Origin of the sequence: Rhodococcus maanshanensis NBRC 100610 (assembly GCF_001894865.1) — a bacterium.
Taxonomy (GTDB): Bacteria; Actinomycetota; Actinomycetes; order Mycobacteriales; family Mycobacteriaceae; genus Rhodococcus_G; species Rhodococcus_G maanshanensis.
In genome coordinates this window covers 287,766-302,472 of record NZ_BCXA01000003.1, presented here as the reverse complement: position 1 = coordinate 302,472, position 14,707 = coordinate 287,766, and the positions used below count along the sequence as shown (strand labels likewise).

The window sequence follows — 14,707 nt, the reverse complement described above, 5'->3', positions numbered from 1 at the left end:
GCCTTTCGGTTCGAGGACGTGTGCGGGTACGACCGAGGCGTTGGTGCCGGGCCGGTTGCGGGACTGTATGCGTGATTTCCGCTGCTGCCTACCGAAAATTGGTGGGATGAATGTGGGCTCGGCGGCGCGCCGTTTCGGACCTGCGGGTCGGGGCGTCACCTCTGGAATGCGACAAGGGGCCTCGGGCGCGAGAGTTCGCGTCCGAGGCCCCTTTTCGGGATCCTGTGCGTCTAATTGGTGCGGATCTTCAGTCCGGGGTTGGCACTGAGGATGTTGGTGATCGGTGTCGCGGTCACCTCGGGTGCGGTGGCGGAATCGCACGTCCCCTCGACAGCCTTGTTGGATCGGACCGTGATGCCCAGCGCCTTGGTACCGGACAGCACGGCGCCGCCGCTGTCGCCGCTCAGTCCACAGATGCTCACGGTGAAACGACTCGGGAAGATGGGGATATTCATTATGTCGACGAATTCGACCGTGCCGCAGTGGTAGCCGGTGACCATGCCGGACATGCACACCGGCATCCCTACCACGGGGACGGCGGTGCCAGTGATCGCTACCGGGGCCTGGCCGGGGGCGCGAACGTAGTTGTTCTCGAAGCGTTTGGCGACGCCGTCGTCGATCTTGATCACCGCGTAGTCGAGTGGCCGCTGGGACGCATTGGTGAAGGTGCCGAAGCGATCGCCGCTGACGCCGTCGACCACCTCGTGTCCGATTGAGGCGTCATCAGTGCCCGCGGCGTCGGGGTTCGCGTCGCAGTGTCCGGCGGAGATGACCGCCGCGTGGCCGGAGGCGTCGGTGGCGTTGAAACCGAGCGTGCACCTGCGGGAACCGCCGGAGACGTCCACGGCGTCGTAGACGTCGCCACCCATGATGGCGTTGGCGGCCGGCGGCTTGGGCTTGGTGGTGGTGGGCTTGGGGGGCCCCGCGACGGTGATCTGTTGCGTCGTGGTGGATCCGGTGACGCCGTCGCGGCCGGAGAAGGTGGCCTTGATGGTCACCTTGCCTGCGATGCTGGGGTACCACTCCTGGGTGGCGGTGCCGTCGGCGCCGACCGTTGCTTCTTCGTGGTAGGTGTTCTTGTCGTCCTCGAATACGACGGTGCCGCCTGCTGCTGCGGGGGTGACCTTCGCCTTCAACGTGATCATCTTCTCGACGGTGGCTCCCTTGATGGGGTCGAGGGTGATCGTGGAGGCCGGGTCGGTGGGATCGGTGGTGGGATCGGTGGGCTTGGTCGGGCCGGACGAGCCGAATGAACCGAGTGAACCGAGCCCCGGCAGGTCGGACGAGCCACCCGGTACCTGCGCCACGCGCACGAAGTTGAGGAAGTTCGGCAGCTGCAGGCCCTGCCCCACTGCGGTGTCCTGGACTTCCAGCGCGATGTCGTTCTTGACCGTGTCGATCTTGGCGCCGTTGATCTGGCCGGTTAGCGGCGCGGGGAGCTGCTGGGTCCAACTGTTGACCTGGCCGAGCAGGTCGCGCAGGGCGTTCTCGCTGCGTGACTGGTCCTTGACCTTGAAGCCTGCGGCCTCGACGGCGGTGCGGGCCGCGGCCTTGTCCGGTCCGTCAGCCAGGCCGACCAGCGGGGTGCTGGTCTTGTCGAGCCAGGCGCCGGCGAAGGCGGTGGGGAACTTGCCGCGGAGTGTGTCGGCGAACGTCGCCAGTTCCTGCCCGGTCTGGGCCCGGTCGAGGTACTGCTCCGGGCTGAGCCGGAGGTCGCGTTGGATCGCGGCCACCAGGTCCTCGGGCAGCGCGGGTGCCGGTGGGGTTGGTTCCGCTTGGGCGAGGGTCGCGCAGGGCGCAGCCAGCAGGAGTGCCGCGGTGCCGATCATCGCGGCACGGCGGGCGCGGGTTCTACGCATGGGGACCTTTCGGTTCGAGGGCGTTGCGGGTACGACCGAGGCGTTGGGGCCGGGTCGGTTGCGGGACTGTATGCGTGATTTCCGTCGCTGCCTACCGAAAATTGGTGGGATGAATGTGGGCTCAGCGAACTGCGTCGGTGGCCCGGACCTACGGGAGCTGGTGCTAGGTGATTCCCAGAGTTGCCTGGCCTGCGGATCTCATTTCATCGGGATCTCCACTGACAACAGTGCATTGTCAATTCGTCGCGGAATTGCTTTCAGCTCTGTTCCGACTTGCACAACCGTTTCCGCTCGTGGATCGACCGTCGCGAACCGACAAGCGCCGCGCGACAGTCGTGGCCACCATCGCAGTCGTGGCCGCCAGTAAGCTGCGTGCGATCGACCGCGACCTTGACGAGGAAGGAGTCCACCGGTGGGCGCTGCAAACCCCGCGCGACGCATCAAGTCGGCCCGCGAAGTCGCTGAGCGGCTTGGCATCTCACCGCGCGCGGTGCGCAACATCATGGCCGGGCCTCGGGCCGAGTACGAGGCACGTGCCGCCGAACGCCGCCGGCGGGTGCTGGAGCTGCGCGCCGAGGGCCTCAGACTGCGCGAGATCGCGGACGAGGTCGGCATGACGGTCGGCGGTGTTGGCACGATCCTGCACCGCGCCTACACCGCCGAAGCCACCCAACCTGCCAGCTGACCCGACACCACGACCCCCGGCCGCGCCCCTTGCGGACGGCGCGGCGACACACTCCCTTGGAAGGATCCCGCCACTTTTCGCTGAGGACCACAGGTCTGGAGGTGGGCCGGCCGGCCCCCGCGTGCCGTAGAAGCGCGACGAACGGGATCACAAGGCGCTGTCAATTCCGGGCGTGGGGTGGCCACGGCTTCTAGCGTCCACTGGTGGCGGCTGGACGGGTGCGCGCGGGGTGCACGAATATCGTCGGGCCTGGAGGGGACGCTGGTTGTTGCCTGCGCACGCTTGGGCGGCCGTGTGGTATTCAGGTCCACCAGTAGAAGCGCCGCGCCGCGACCAAGAGCCGCGGCACGGCGCTTGCAGTCCATCTTCAGTTCACGTGATGCGACGATCCCTAGTCCGTCCACGTGTGACCGGGGTCGTCGCGTTCCGCGGTCAGTACAGCCGGCCCTCGTGCCGCGCGCGGTCGAACGCCGGGATGGGCCCGCCGTCGCGGAGGATCGTCGCGAGGGCAGGCTCGGTCAGGTGCAGTCGCCCGATGGCGACCAGGTCGAACTCCTCGGCCTCGAGCCGGCGCAGGAGCCCGTCGAGGTCGGCCGGCCCCGGCGTGCCTGCGTCGCGGAGGGACCTGTCGAGTCCGACGCTGCCGACGGCCATGCTGATCGCGCCGGTCAGCTTCTTGGCCCAACCGGCCAGGGTCAGCTCGCTGCCCTCGAACGCGGGGACGTCGAAGCGTCGGATGCTCGCGTCGAGCACGTCCACACCGGCCTCGACCAGTGCGTTCAGGACGAGGCCGAGCTCGTCGGGGGTGTTCGCGATACGCGCCCCGTAGTCCTGTTGCTTGTGCTGCGAGAACCTGTAGAAGATCGGCAGGTCTGGACCGATCTCTCGCCGGATCGCCCGCACCACCTCGACCGGGAACTGCGCGCGCCGTCGCAGGTCGCCGCCCCAGCCGTCGTTGCGCCGGTTCGTCGACTCCCACAGGAAGGCGTCCAGCAGGTAGCCGTGCCCGGCGTGGACCGCGATCCCGTCGAACCCGACGTCGACCGCGTTGCGGGCCGAGCGCACGTAGGCGGCGATGACGTCCGCGATGTCGTGCTCGGTCATCGCCGGGGTTGGTGCGCTCGCCCGCGCGATGTAGTCGTCCGGATAGACGGTCTTCCCGACCTGGCCCCACAGCCCGGAGGGGCGCATCGGCGTCAATGCCGGATCCACTGCGCTCATGGCGCCCCACAGCGGACCGACATGCCACAGCTGGGGAATGATCCGGCCGCCTGCCGCGTGCACATCCTCGATCACGGTGCGCCACCCCGCCAGGGCCGATTCTCCGTGCAGGCGGGGGACTCTGGGGCTGTCGACGGCGGTCGGGTGGTCGATCGCCACGCCCTCGGTGATCAGCAGCCCGGTGCCGCCCTCGGCGCGCCTGCGGTAATAGGCGGCCACGTCGGGGCCGGGAACCCCGTCCGGCGAACGCTCTCGTGTCATGGGGGACATGACGATTCGGTTCGGCAGCGCCAGCGACCGGACCTGCAGCGGGGCGAAGAGCGGGTTCACAGCGCCTGCAGGTAGTCGAAGAAGCCCTCGGTCACGTCTTCGCGCAGGCGGGTGAGCTTCCGGTAGCTGATCAGCCAGCGGCCGTTCACCTTCCGGTACTCCTCGTGGTAGTGCCCGTAGCCGTGCAGATGCTCCTCGTGGTCGCCGTTGGTCCACCACAGTTTGTCCTCCATCGCCCAGATCCCGCGGGCGGTCTCGTCGGAGGTCAGCTCGATCTCAGGGGTGTGGCCGTGGTGCACGGTGGTCACCGCGGTCGGCCCGCCGAGCAGGGTGCTGATCGCGCGGGTCAGTTTGTCCTTGCCCACCACACGGTTCGAGGTGCCCTCGGTCTGCGGCTGCTTGTCTCCTGGCAGGCCGCCCCACGTCTCGGAGACCACGTCGTCGGTGTGCAGCGTCGGGTAGATGTCCCATTGCTTGTTGTCCATGCAGCGCAGGCGCGCCGCGAAGGTGCGCTTGATCTGCTCGATCGCCAGGAGTTGTTCGGGAACTGAGAGTGTGAGCTCGGATTTCATGGCAACACGCTGTCAGCGGTACGTCGCGCGGGCAATTCATCCTTCCGATGAGCGGACTGAGGCCAGGTCAGGGCCGCGTCGCTCCGGCGAGGTCGAAGTAGTGTGCGATCGCCGCGGCCGCCATCCGTACGGGCGCCGCATGCCGATGGTCGAACTTCAGCCGGCTCATCGGTCCGCTGACCGAAAGGCCGACCTCCGCGCCGCCGAGCGAGCCGACACGCGCTCCGATGCAACCGAACCCGGCGGCGCAGGTGCCGAAGGAGACGCCGGACCGGCGTCGGTTCCGCTCGTCGTCGCTGTCGGGCGCCGCCCGGTCGGGCAGGGGTCCGGCCGCGAGCAGCGCCTTGCCTATCGTCGACGACCGCGCGGGTATGCGCGCCCCGACCCGCGTCTGCAAATGGGGTGCCGCCGCACCGCCGACCTTCTCGAGGTAGAGGACGTCCTTGCCGTCGAGAATGCCGAGATGTACGACGTGGCCCGTCACCAGGTGGAGTTCGCGCAGCAGCGGCGTCACCACCCGGTCGACACTGCCCCGGTACAGCGACAAGGCCCCGAGTTCGGCAAGGGTGTCTCCGAGTTCGTACTCGACACCCGTGCGGCGGAGCCATCCCATCCGGACCAGTTGGTCGAGCATCCGGAGCGTGCTCGTTCGGGGTATGCCGGTACTGCGGGACAGCTCCGTCAGATTGAGCCGCGACGCGCTGCGAAAGCGGTCCAGGATCAGGGCCAGACGATCGAGGCCGGAGGTGGGCAGGCTCGTCCTCGAGCCGTCTCCGATCGACATTCGTATCTCCTCCCGTGCGACCTCGCGGCTGCGCCGCCCACGGACCTCCGGGCGGGCGCAGGCACCGTCATCCAACCGCGGGGCGAGGCACGACGCCAGGGGGGCTTCCGCTCAGTGGGATGTTTCAGACCAACTGGTCTATTCTGATCCCGGGGGGAATCTGACGGCGCGCCACAGGTTTTCGGCTGCCGGCCGCCTCTCGCCATGATCGTGATCACATCTACAAAGCCGGGCTGACATCTCGAATGCGCCAGGCAGCGAAAGGACCACTGTGGGCATCGGGGAATCCGACGAGGTTCGCATCATCGAGGAGGGCACCGCCCCCACCCGCTTCGCTCGGGGGTGGCATTGCCTGGGGCTGCTGGCGGAGTTCCGGGACGGCAAGCCGCACTCGGTGGAGGCGTTCGGGACCAAGCTCGTGGTGTTCGCCGACAGCAACGGCGACATCAAGATCCTCGATGCCTACTGCAGGCACATGGGTGGCGACCTGAGTCAGGGCACCGTCAAGGGCGACTCGATCGCCTGCCCGTTCCACGACTGGCGCTGGGGCGGCAATGGCAAGTGCACCGGCATCCCCTACGCCCGCCGGGTCCCCCCGCTGGCTCGCACCCGCACGTGGCAGACCATGGAGCAGGACGAGCTGCTGTTCGTGTGGAATGACCCGGAGGGCAACCCGCCGCCGCCGGAGGTCGCGATCCCCGCCGCGCGGTCCGATGATGCCGAGTGGACCGAGTGGCAATGGAAGTCGATCGTCATCGACACCAACTGCCGCGAGATCATCGACAACGTCGTCGACATGGCGCACTTCTTCTACGTGCACTACTCGTTCCCGACGTACTTCAAGAACATCTTCGAGGGCCACGTCGCCATCCAGGAACAGGCGGGCGTGGGTCGTGAGGACATCATGGGGTGGACCGATCCCGACGTGCCGAAGCTGCTCGGCCACCGCTCGATCGCCGCCTATCACGGGCCGTCGTTCATGATCGACGACCTCGTCTACCACACCGACAAGTACGACGTCGAGTCCGTCCTGATCAATTGCCACTACCCGATCTCGCCGGACAGGTTCGTGCTGATGTACGGCATCTCCGTGAAGAAGACCGAACAGATCCCGGCCGAGCTCACGGACCAGGTGGTGGACCTGATGATCGGTTACATCGGCATCGGCTTCGAGCAGGACATCGAGATCTGGAAGAACAAGACCCGGATCGACAACCCGCTGCTCACCAACGAGGACGGCCCCGTTTACCAGCTGCGCCGCTGGTATGAGCAGTTCTACGTCGACGTCGCCGACATCACCCCGGACATGGTGGACCGCTTCGAGTTCGAACTCGACACCACCAAGCCGGTCGAGGCGTGGAAGCAGGAGGTCGCCGACAACATCGCCCGCTGGGCTCCCGAGGAGTTGTCGGTCTGATGCGGCACGTCGACTGTGCGCGGTGCGGCGTCGAGGTCCGCGCCGAGAAGAACAGCTGGCAGCACACCAGCGTCCAGTGGAGCACCGCTCACCCGGAGACCATCTGCCACGAGTACCGGGACGATCCATCGTTGACGGTGCGCGGCGCACGGGTGGGGCGCTGCTCCGCACTGCGCGAGTCGATCGCCGCGGCCGCCGTCGACGGTCGTATCCCCATCTCCGAGTGACCGCCGGACGGGTAGGCCAGGCGCCCAGGTGCGAGGCCTACCCGTCTCGCCTGCTAGCGGGGCCGGATCTGCACCGTCTGGTTGATCCGTCCGACCGGGCCGGACTCGTCGTGCAGCACGCCCGCGCACATGCCGACGCCGTCCGGGCCGTACGAGGTCTCGGCGGAGACGCCGACCCATTCGCCCTCCGGCACCCGGAACAGGTGCACGGTGAGGTCGGTGTTCAGGTACGTCCACTCGCTGGGGTGCAGCTTCGCACCCACGCCGTTGGCGACGTCGGCGACGGTGAATAGCCGCTGGATCGGGGTGAGCGGTTCGCCCTCGACCAGTGCGGGATTCGGGCGGGCCCAGACCTGACCGGGGCCCTCGCAACCGATCTCGGCCAGCCACTGCCAGTCCAGGCTGGCGACGAATCCGGAGCCCCAGAACCGCCCTTCCATCTCGATGGTGTGCGACTGCGACAGCGGGGCCAACGCGGGATCCGCCGCGTGCTGGACCGGGGTGGTGTCCGCGGTCTGCATGCGCCATCCGGTGCCGCGAGCGACCGCGCGCTCGGTGCCGTCGGGGCCTGCGGCCCACAGCTCCGCCACCACCAGCTCCATCCGCTTACCGGGCCGCTCCACCCAGGACCGCACCTCGATCTCGCTCAGCGGAACCGGGCCGAGGATCTCGATCACCACGCGGGTGAGCCGGGAATCGGGGCGTTGCTGGCAGCGCTCGAGCGCACGGACGAGGAGCGCGGAGGGCGGCGCGCCGTGCTGCATGGTGTCGGCCCAGGTGCTCACGGTCAGCGCGGTGGTGGCGAATCGCTCGACACCGTCCTCGGTGGACCCCAGCGGAACGTAGTAGGCCTGATCACTCACTCGACGATCTCCTCGAACTTCTGCACTTCATCTGCCGGGCTCTCCGGCCACCCCGGATAGGGCGGCGGCGTGCCGCCGAACGCGGGGCAGCGCACCTTATGGTCGCACCAGTTGCACAGCCGCCCCGGATTCGCCCGGAAGTCGCCGGTGGCCCCTGCCGTGAGAATGGCCTTCCAGATCGCGGACAGGGTCCGCTCGAAGCGCAGCAGCTCGGCCTCGTCCGGGGCGTAGGTGAGGATCTCGGCATCGGCCAGGTAGATCAACCGGAGCTGCGCGGGCACGATCCCTCGGGTGCGCAACAGCACCAGCGCATAGAACTTCATCTGGAACAGCGCCTTGGACTCGCTCATCTCCCGCGGAGCCCGGCCGGTCTTGTAGTCCACCACGCGGACGTGGCCGTTCGGGGCGACGTCGATCCGGTCCACGAACCCCCGCAGCAGCACCCCGTTGTCGAGCTCGGTCTCCACCCGCAGCTCGCACGATTCCGGGCTGAACCGGGTCGGGTCCTCGAGCCGGTAGTAGCCCTCGATCAGCGTGCGCGCCTCGGCCAGGAATGAGGCCCGCTCCTCGGCGGGGACGGTGTCGGCGATCTCGGGGGAGTCGGCGAGCAGTTGCTCCCACGCCGGGTCGACCAGGGACACCGCGCGGTCGGGGACCCGCTCCTGGGCGGGCAGGCCGTACAGCGACTCCAGTGCCGCGTGCACCACCGTCCCCTTCAGCTGCGCCTTCGACGGCACCTCCGGGATCCGGTCGACGGCGCGGAAGCGGTACAGCAGCGGGCACTGCTTGAAGTCGCCCGCCCGGGAGGGGGACAGGGCGGGCCGGGAGCGCGGGCCCACCGTCGCCGCGTCGGCGGCGTCGGATGACTCGGCGGGGGGCGTCGACACGGGAGAGCTCACACCTGGCAGGGTATGCGGCGGGTCCGACACCGCTGTCGGGGCCGGCGCGTGGGTCGCCGGGAATGCTGAATACGAGGAGAACTGAGTCGTGGCTGGGCAAGACGTGAGCGCACGCGAGAAGCGACCGACCGGACCGTTTCGGGAGGGCGACCGCGTTCAGCTCACCGACGCGAAGGCGCGCAAGTACACGGTGGTCCTCGAGGCGGGCAAGGAGTTCCACACCCATCGCGGCGGGATCGTGCACAACGACCTGATCGGTGCCCCCGAAGGCAGCGTCGTCACCTCGACGAACGGGACCCCCTACCTGGCGCTGCGGCCGCTGCTCGTCGACTACGTGCTCTCGATGCCGCGCGGCGCGCAGGTGATCTACCCGAAGGACGCCGCGCAGATCGTGCACGAGGGTGACGTGTTCCCCGGGGCACGGGTGCTCGAGGCGGGAGCCGGCTCGGGCGCGCTGACCTGTTCGCTGCTGCGGGCGGTCGGGCCCGAGGGCAAGGTCATCTCGTACGAGGTGCGCGACGATCACGCCGAGCATGCGGTCCGCAACGTCGAGACCTTCTTCGGCGGCCGCCCCGACAACTGGGAGCTCACGGTCGCGGACCTGGCGGACTTCGACGCCGAGGCCAACGGCGGTCCGGTGGACCGGGTGATCCTGGACATGCTCGCGCCGTGGGAGACGCTGCCCGCGGTGTCGAAGGCGCTGGTGCCGGGCGGCGTGCTGATCGTCTACGTCGCGACGGTGACCCAGCTGTCCCGGGTGGTCGAGGCGCTGCGCGAGCAGGAGTGCTGGACCGAGCCGCGGTCCTGGGAGTCGATCGTGCGCGGGTGGCACGTGGTCGGCCTCGCAGTGCGTCCGGAACACCGGATGCAGGGCCACACCGCGTTCCTGGTCAGCGCGCGCAAGCTGGCCGAGGGCACCGTCACCCCGAAGCCGCAGCGCCGCGCGGGCAAGGACAAGAAGGTCTAGAGGGCGCTACGCGCCCGTGAGTGATTTGTGCCCCAATCGGGGTGCAAATCGCTCACGGGCGGCGAAGCCGCGAATCACTTCACGCAGGTGAGCTTGCCCATCGAGAAGATGGTGCACGCGGCGTCCTCGGAGATGACCCACTTGCCGTCGATCTGGTCGAAGACGACCTCGGATGCGGCGCCGCCGTGCGGGCCCGCGATGGTCGTGGTGGCCGAGACGGTGTCCTCGTCGACCGCCGTCACCTTGGTCACCTCCGCGGTGAGCGGGTAGCCACGCAGCACCCCGTTGAACTGCTCGAGCACCGCTGCCTGGCTGTTGCCGTCCTCGACGAGCGCGACCTTCTCGGTGGTGCCGACGGCCGGGTCGAAGAAGGTCACCAGGGTCGCCTGCAGCTCGGCGGCGGTCGGGGTCGCGGCGGCCGCGGCGCTGGCGCTGGTGCTGGTGGCCGCGGCGGAGGTGGTGGCATCCGAGGCGCCGGTCGAGTCGTCCGAGCTGCAGGAGGCGACTCCGACGGCCATGGCGAGGGTTCCGACGGCGATGAGGGACTTGCGAATGATCACGAGTGAGGCCTTTCTGGTTGGCCAGGGTGCCAATTAGTCAGGTAAGGCTAACATCAGAGATGGTGCCCGTGAGTCGGCTCGCCGTCCCACACTGTGCGACGCCGACGGTCCGTGTCCGCCTGTCGGTCCGCAGTTTTGGTACAGCGGCTGTAGCGTTGATAGATCGTCACTGGGAGGAGTCGCACATGAGCGCAACAGAGAATCCGGACTCGTTCGCCGCCCGGGCCGAGCTCGAGGCGCTACGCCTGGAAGCCGCTGGTCTTCGCCGCCAGCTCGCCCAGTCGCCCGAGCAGGTACGAGAGCTCGAGTCCCGTGTCGACTCACTGTCGATCCGAAACTCCAAACTGATGGACACGCTCAAGGAAGCCCGTCAGCAGTTGATCGCGCTCCGCGAGGAGGTCGACCGTCTCGGTCAGCCGCCGAGCGGGTACGGCGTGCTCATCTCGACCCATGAGGATCAGACGGTCGACGTGTTCACCTCCGGTCGCAAGATGCGGCTGACGTGCTCGCCGAATATCGACACCGAGACGCTCCGGCCCGGGCAGACCGTCCGCCTGAACGAGGCGCTGACCATCGTCGAGGCGGGCGCCTTCGAACGGGTCGGGGAGATCTGCAGCCTCCGCGAGATCCTCGACGACGGCGAACGGGCTCTGGTCGTCGGGCATGCCGACGAGGAGCGCGTGGTCTGGCTCGCACATCCGCTCGCGCTCGCCGCGTCCGATGCGACGATCCATCCCGACGACGAGGACATCGACTCGCCGTCGCGCAAGCTGCGGCCGGGTGATTCCCTGCTGGTCGATTCGAAGGCGGGCTACGCCTTCGAGCGCATCCCCAAGGCGGAGGTCGAGGACCTCGTGCTCGAGGAGGTGCCCGACGTCGACTACGGCGACATCGGTGGCCTCGGGCGGCAGATCGAGCAGATCCGCGACGCCGTCGAATTGCCGTTCCTGCACAAGGATCTGTTCCACGAGTACGCGCTGCGCCCGCCGAAGGGCGTGTTGCTGTACGGCCCTCCCGGCTGCGGTAAGACGCTCATCGCGAAGGCCGTCGCCAACTCGCTGGCGAAGAAGATCGCAGAGGCAAGGGGCCAGGATGCCAAGGACGCCAAGTCCTACTTCCTGAACATCAAGGGCCCGGAGCTGTTGAACAAGTTCGTCGGCGAGACCGAGCGGCACATCCGGATGATCTTCCAGCGGGCCCGTGAGAAGGCCTCCGAGGGCACCCCGGTGATCGTGTTCTTCGACGAGATGGACTCGATCTTCCGGACCCGTGGGTCGGGCGTCTCGTCCGACGTGGAGACCACCGTCGTCCCGCAGCTGCTCAGCGAGATCGACGGCGTGGAGGGACTCGAGAACGTCATCGTCATCGGTGCGTCGAACCGCGAGGACATGATCGACCCCGCGATCCTGCGGCCCGGCCGGCTCGATGTGAAGATCAAGATCGAGCGTCCGGACGCGGAGTCGGCGCAGGACATCTTCTCGAAGTACCTGACCGAGAACCTGCCGGTCAACGCCGACGATCTGGCCGAGTTCGGCGGGGACCGGGCGGCCTGCATCAAGACCATGATCGAACGTGTCGTGGACCGGATGTACGCCGAGAGCGACGACAACCGATTCCTCGAGGTGACGTACGCGAACGGCGACAAGGAGGTTCTGTACTTCAAGGACTTCAACTCGGGCGCGATGATCCAGAACATCGTCGACCGGTCGAAGAAGTACGCCATCAAGTCGGTGCTCGAGACGGGGGCGCCCGGACTTCGGGTGCAGCACCTCTTCGATTCGATCGTCGACGAGTTCTCCGAGAACGAGGACCTGCCCAACACCACCAATCCCGATGACTGGGCACGCATCTCGGGCAAGAAGGGCGAGCGGATCGTCTACATCCGCACCCTGGTCACCGGCAAGAACGCCAGTGCCAGCCGCGCCATCGACACCGAGTCCAACACCGGCCAGTACCTGTAGCACGCCGGCGATCGGGCCGGGCACCTCCATCCGTTGGTGCCCGGCCCGATCGGCGTCGCGGCACGGACCGGGGACCGGCTAGGCGAAGTAGTCGGCGAGCAGCGCCCTGGTATCGGGGACGAACGCCCACGACGGGTCGGCGAGATGCGCGCGCAGCTCCGCGTCGCTCCACCACCAACCGTCGACGATCTCGCTCGCCTGGTGGACGATGGGGCCGTCGTAACGCCCCTCGAAGGCAAACAGGTGGCATCGCAACGGTTTACCGTCCCATCGGCCGTCCCACCTGACTCGGGCGATGGGGGACAGCTCGATCCCGGTGACGCCGAGTTCCTCGGCGAGCTCACGGACCGCGGTCTCGCCGGGACTCTCACCGGGATCGACAACCCCGCCCGCGAGACAGTCGTGCATGCCGCCGAAAACCGCCTTGTCGGGGGAGCGGCGGTGCACGTAGACCCGGCTGCCGTCCATCGAGCGCAGCAGTACTCCGGCGCTGGCGTGCCACAGACCTTCCGCGTACACCCGCGATCGCGGGGCCGTGCCGGTCACCGACCCCACGGCGTCGTAGACCGTCACCACCTCGTCGGGTGCGGCGGGGCCGCCAGGCGGCGACGATGGGCGCTGATCCATGCGCCCATCGTTCCACGTGGCGATAGGCTGACCACGTGCCCCTTCCGCGCAGGCTCGCCGAGTTCAACAAGGTGGTCACCAATCGCGTCAGCAGGCTCGTCGCCGGCTGGTTGCCCGGCTGCGCCATCGTGCTGCACCGCGGACGCCGATCGGGTCGCTTGTACAAGACGCCGGTCAACGTGTTCCGGCGCGGCGACGGATACCGGTTCGCGCTGACATATGGCCCCGACAGCGACTGGGTGCGGAACGTGCTGGCGGCCGGGCACGTCGACATCGCGACCCGGGGCCGGCTGGTCTCCCTGACCGAGCCCCGGCTGGTCACCGATGCGTCAGCGAACTGGGCTCCTCGCGGAGTCCGCCTCGTGCTCCGCCGGGTCGGTGCCGACAGCTACCTGCAATGCCGGATCGACCGCTGACGCCGTCGGGGTTCCCGGGCCGGATCGCCTGACGGGGCCATCTCCCGCGAGCAGGAGATAGCTTCGGTGCCACAGCCATTCGACGGGGCCGCGCTCGAACCGGCGCAGCCACAGGTGTGCGGCGACGATCACCACCGCGCCGACGCCGAGGTAGATGGCGACGGTCGCGGGCACGCGGGCGTCGGGGGACAGGCGCGCCGCGAGGCCGAGACCCCAGCCGTAGCAGAGCGCTGACGCGACGAGGTTCTGGAGGACATAGCAGCTCAGCGCCGTTCGCCCGACGTCCGCAAGCCTGCTGCCGCAGAACCCGATGCGAGTTCGGCGGCAGTAGAACTCGGCGACCAGTGCGAGCAGTCCCAGTGACACGACCGGCGCGGTCCCGTATCGGGTGAACAGCAGGCCCTCGTCACCGGCGAGGATCCCCGTCAGCAGGTCGACGGGCAGTGCGACCCCGAGTCCGAGGACCATCAGGCGGCGCCGGATCCGGACCCCGGACGGCGCCAGTACCCCCGCTCGAAACAGCTTGGCGCCGAGCAGGAACAACGCGATCGACAGCGCGAAGATGAAGACCGGTTCGATCCGGAACGCCACCACGTTGTCGATCCGGAAGAGGACGAGGTCCCACCACGACCCGTCCGCGTACGGGTTCGGGTCGAGCGGCGGGGGAGCGGGGCGCGCCGGCTCAGCCACCAATGCGAGGGTGCCCAGCGTGAGCAGCCCGAGATGGATCGCCGCGGCCCAGATCATCCAACGGCGCTGCGCGCGTTCGCTGCTCGCGAGTACGAACGCGACGACCAGACCGGTGACGGCGTACCCCATGAGCACGTCGAACTCGACGACGAGGAGGTAGTGCACGACGCCGTCCAGGAACAGCAGCGCCGCGCGCCACGGGTACCCACCGGGCCACGGCCTGCCCGCCCGAGCGGCGGAGCGCTGCTGGATGGCGAGCCCGATCCCGAACATCAGCGTGAGCAGCCCGAGGAACTTGCCCTGGGCCAGCTGCTGGAGCACCTTCTCGAGCCACCCCCAGCCGCCCGCGGCAACCGCGGTGCGATTCAGATAGCCCACCAATCCCTCGGGATTGGTGAAGATCCAGATGTTGGTCGCCAATGTTCCGAGGATCGCGATGCCACGGAGTACGTCCAGGCTGTGGAAACGGGGAGTGGGTTCGGACATGAGGCAAGGGTGCCCGGAAGCCAGGGTGGGGGAGTCCGTCGAAGGGATGATTCGAGGGATGACAACCGGTTCAGCACCCTGCCGTGACCTGCACTTTCCCAGGATAATGTCATAACGCAGGTTATCGGCGTTTAAGCCCGAAGTGGCGTCAGTCTGCCATCGAACGATCTAGAACCACCTCGAGGGAGGGGCGGGGTCGGTCC

General features: G+C 68.2%; 15 protein-coding genes. 6 read left to right on the top strand and 9 right to left on the bottom strand.

Going from position 1 to position 14,707, the window contains the following annotated elements; genetic code table 11:
- Positions 1 to 230: 230 nt before the first annotated feature.
- Positions 231 to 1,859 (bottom strand): Ig-like domain repeat protein, encoded by a 1,629-nt coding sequence (locus tag RM1_RS02780; RefSeq protein ID WP_072749888.1) that lies wholly within the window; start codon positions 1,857 to 1,859, stop codon positions 231 to 233.
- A 412-nt stretch (positions 1,860 to 2,271) separates the two neighbouring features.
- Here RM1_RS02780 and RM1_RS02775 point away from each other — a divergent pair, with 412 nt between their 5' ends.
- The gene (locus RM1_RS02775) at positions 2,272 to 2,544 is read left to right on the top strand and encodes a sigma factor-like helix-turn-helix DNA-binding protein (RefSeq protein WP_072749887.1); all 273 of its coding nucleotides are present in this window, start codon (positions 2,272 to 2,274) and stop codon (positions 2,542 to 2,544) included.
- 432 nt (positions 2,545 to 2,976) lie between these two features.
- Here RM1_RS02775 and RM1_RS02770 read toward each other — a convergent pair whose 3' ends face one another.
- From RM1_RS02770 to RM1_RS02760, 3 genes are all read right to left on the bottom strand, one after another.
- Positions 2,977 to 4,035: an oxidoreductase gene (locus tag RM1_RS02770; protein WP_245815967.1), complete on the bottom strand. Its 1,059-nt coding sequence runs from the start codon at positions 4,033 to 4,035 to the stop codon at positions 2,977 to 2,979.
- A gap of 56 nt (positions 4,036 to 4,091) precedes the next feature.
- Positions 4,092 to 4,607: a nuclear transport factor 2 family protein gene (locus RM1_RS02765; RefSeq protein WP_072749885.1), complete on the bottom strand. Its 516-nt coding sequence runs from the start codon at positions 4,605 to 4,607 to the stop codon at positions 4,092 to 4,094.
- A 67-nt stretch (positions 4,608 to 4,674) separates the two neighbouring features.
- Positions 4,675 to 5,391 carry an IclR family transcriptional regulator gene (locus RM1_RS02760; RefSeq protein ID WP_072749884.1) on the bottom strand — a complete coding sequence of 239 codons (717 nt, stop codon included), beginning with the start codon at positions 5,389 to 5,391 and terminating at the stop codon, positions 4,675 to 4,677.
- Positions 5,392 to 5,662: 271 nt separating this feature from the next.
- Here RM1_RS02760 and RM1_RS02755 point away from each other — a divergent pair, with 271 nt between their 5' ends.
- Positions 5,663 to 6,808, top strand: coding sequence for a 3-ketosteroid-9-alpha-monooxygenase, oxygenase component (locus RM1_RS02755; protein ID WP_083576479.1), 1,146 nt, complete (start codon positions 5,663 to 5,665; stop codon positions 6,806 to 6,808).
- Entirely contained in the window at positions 6,808 to 7,035 is a 228-nt protein-coding gene (locus tag RM1_RS02750; RefSeq protein WP_072749882.1) for a hypothetical protein, read from the top strand. Before RM1_RS02755 ends, RM1_RS02750 begins: the two co-directional genes overlap by 1 nt.
- A gap of 53 nt (positions 7,036 to 7,088) precedes the next feature.
- Here the strand turns inward: RM1_RS02750 and RM1_RS02745 are convergent, their stop codons facing one another.
- Positions 7,089 to 7,898 (bottom strand): thioesterase family protein, encoded by an 810-nt coding sequence (locus tag RM1_RS02745; protein ID WP_072749881.1) that lies wholly within the window; start codon positions 7,896 to 7,898, stop codon positions 7,089 to 7,091.
- Positions 7,895 to 8,737: a RecB family exonuclease gene (locus RM1_RS02740; RefSeq protein WP_245815965.1), complete on the bottom strand. Its 843-nt coding sequence runs from the start codon at positions 8,735 to 8,737 to the stop codon at positions 7,895 to 7,897. The genes RM1_RS02745 and RM1_RS02740 overlap by 4 nt, the downstream gene beginning before the upstream one ends.
- Before the next feature lie 163 nt (positions 8,738 to 8,900).
- On the opposite strand from RM1_RS02740, the gene RM1_RS02735 reads away from it, so the two are divergent.
- On the top strand, positions 8,901 to 9,764 hold the full coding sequence (locus tag RM1_RS02735) for a tRNA (adenine-N1)-methyltransferase (protein WP_027501401.1): 864 nt from the start codon (positions 8,901 to 8,903) through the stop codon (positions 9,762 to 9,764).
- Positions 9,765 to 9,838: 74 nt separating this feature from the next.
- Here the strand turns inward: RM1_RS02735 and RM1_RS02730 are convergent, their stop codons facing one another.
- A complete protein-coding gene (locus RM1_RS02730; RefSeq protein ID WP_072749879.1) occupies positions 9,839 to 10,324 on the bottom strand; it encodes a WKL family lipoprotein in 486 nt (161 codons plus the stop codon).
- Positions 10,325 to 10,509: 185 nt separating this feature from the next.
- Here RM1_RS02730 and arc point away from each other — a divergent pair, with 185 nt between their 5' ends.
- Entirely contained in the window at positions 10,510 to 12,285 is a 1,776-nt protein-coding gene (gene arc / locus RM1_RS02725) for a proteasome ATPase (RefSeq protein WP_072749878.1), read from the top strand.
- Positions 12,286 to 12,363: 78 nt separating this feature from the next.
- On the opposite strand, the gene RM1_RS02720 is transcribed toward arc, so the two are convergent.
- Positions 12,364 to 12,912: an NUDIX hydrolase gene (locus RM1_RS02720; protein WP_072749877.1), complete on the bottom strand. Its 549-nt coding sequence runs from the start codon at positions 12,910 to 12,912 to the stop codon at positions 12,364 to 12,366.
- Positions 12,913 to 12,947: 35 nt separating this feature from the next.
- Here RM1_RS02720 and RM1_RS02715 point away from each other — a divergent pair, with 35 nt between their 5' ends.
- On the top strand, positions 12,948 to 13,328 hold the full coding sequence (locus tag RM1_RS02715) for a nitroreductase family deazaflavin-dependent oxidoreductase (protein ID WP_072749876.1): 381 nt from the start codon (positions 12,948 to 12,950) through the stop codon (positions 13,326 to 13,328).
- On the opposite strand, the gene RM1_RS02710 is transcribed toward RM1_RS02715, so the two are convergent.
- A complete protein-coding gene (locus RM1_RS02710; RefSeq protein ID WP_083576477.1) occupies positions 13,242 to 14,504 on the bottom strand; it encodes a DUF418 domain-containing protein in 1,263 nt (420 codons plus the stop codon). The genes RM1_RS02715 and RM1_RS02710 overlap by 87 nt on opposite strands.
- Between the last annotated feature and the right edge of the window lie 203 nt (positions 14,505 to 14,707).

What these genes read in the sequence shown, in the direction of transcription:
- RM1_RS02765 (WP_072749885.1), bottom strand. Translation starts at nt 4,607, where the DNA reads ATGAAATCCGAGCTCACACTCTCAGTTCCCGAACAACTCCTGGCGATC.
- RM1_RS02780 (WP_072749888.1), bottom strand. Translation starts at nt 1,859, where the DNA reads ATGCGTAGAACCCGCGCCCGCCGTGCCGCGATGATCGGCACCGCGGCA.
- RM1_RS02750 (WP_072749882.1), top strand. Translation starts at nt 6,808, where the DNA reads ATGCGGCACGTCGACTGTGCGCGGTGCGGCGTCGAGGTCCGCGCCGAG.
- RM1_RS02710 (WP_083576477.1), bottom strand. Translation starts at nt 14,504, where the DNA reads ATGTCCGAACCCACTCCCCGTTTCCACAGCCTGGACGTACTCCGTGGC.
- RM1_RS02760 (WP_072749884.1), bottom strand. Translation starts at nt 5,391, where the DNA reads ATGTCGATCGGAGACGGCTCGAGGACGAGCCTGCCCACCTCCGGCCTC.
- RM1_RS02770 (WP_245815967.1), bottom strand. Translation starts at nt 4,035, where the DNA reads ATGTCCCCCATGACACGAGAGCGTTCGCCGGACGGGGTTCCCGGCCCC.
- arc (WP_072749878.1), top strand. Translation starts at nt 10,510, where the DNA reads ATGAGCGCAACAGAGAATCCGGACTCGTTCGCCGCCCGGGCCGAGCTC.
- RM1_RS02720 (WP_072749877.1), bottom strand. Translation starts at nt 12,912, where the DNA reads ATGGATCAGCGCCCATCGTCGCCGCCTGGCGGCCCCGCCGCACCCGAC.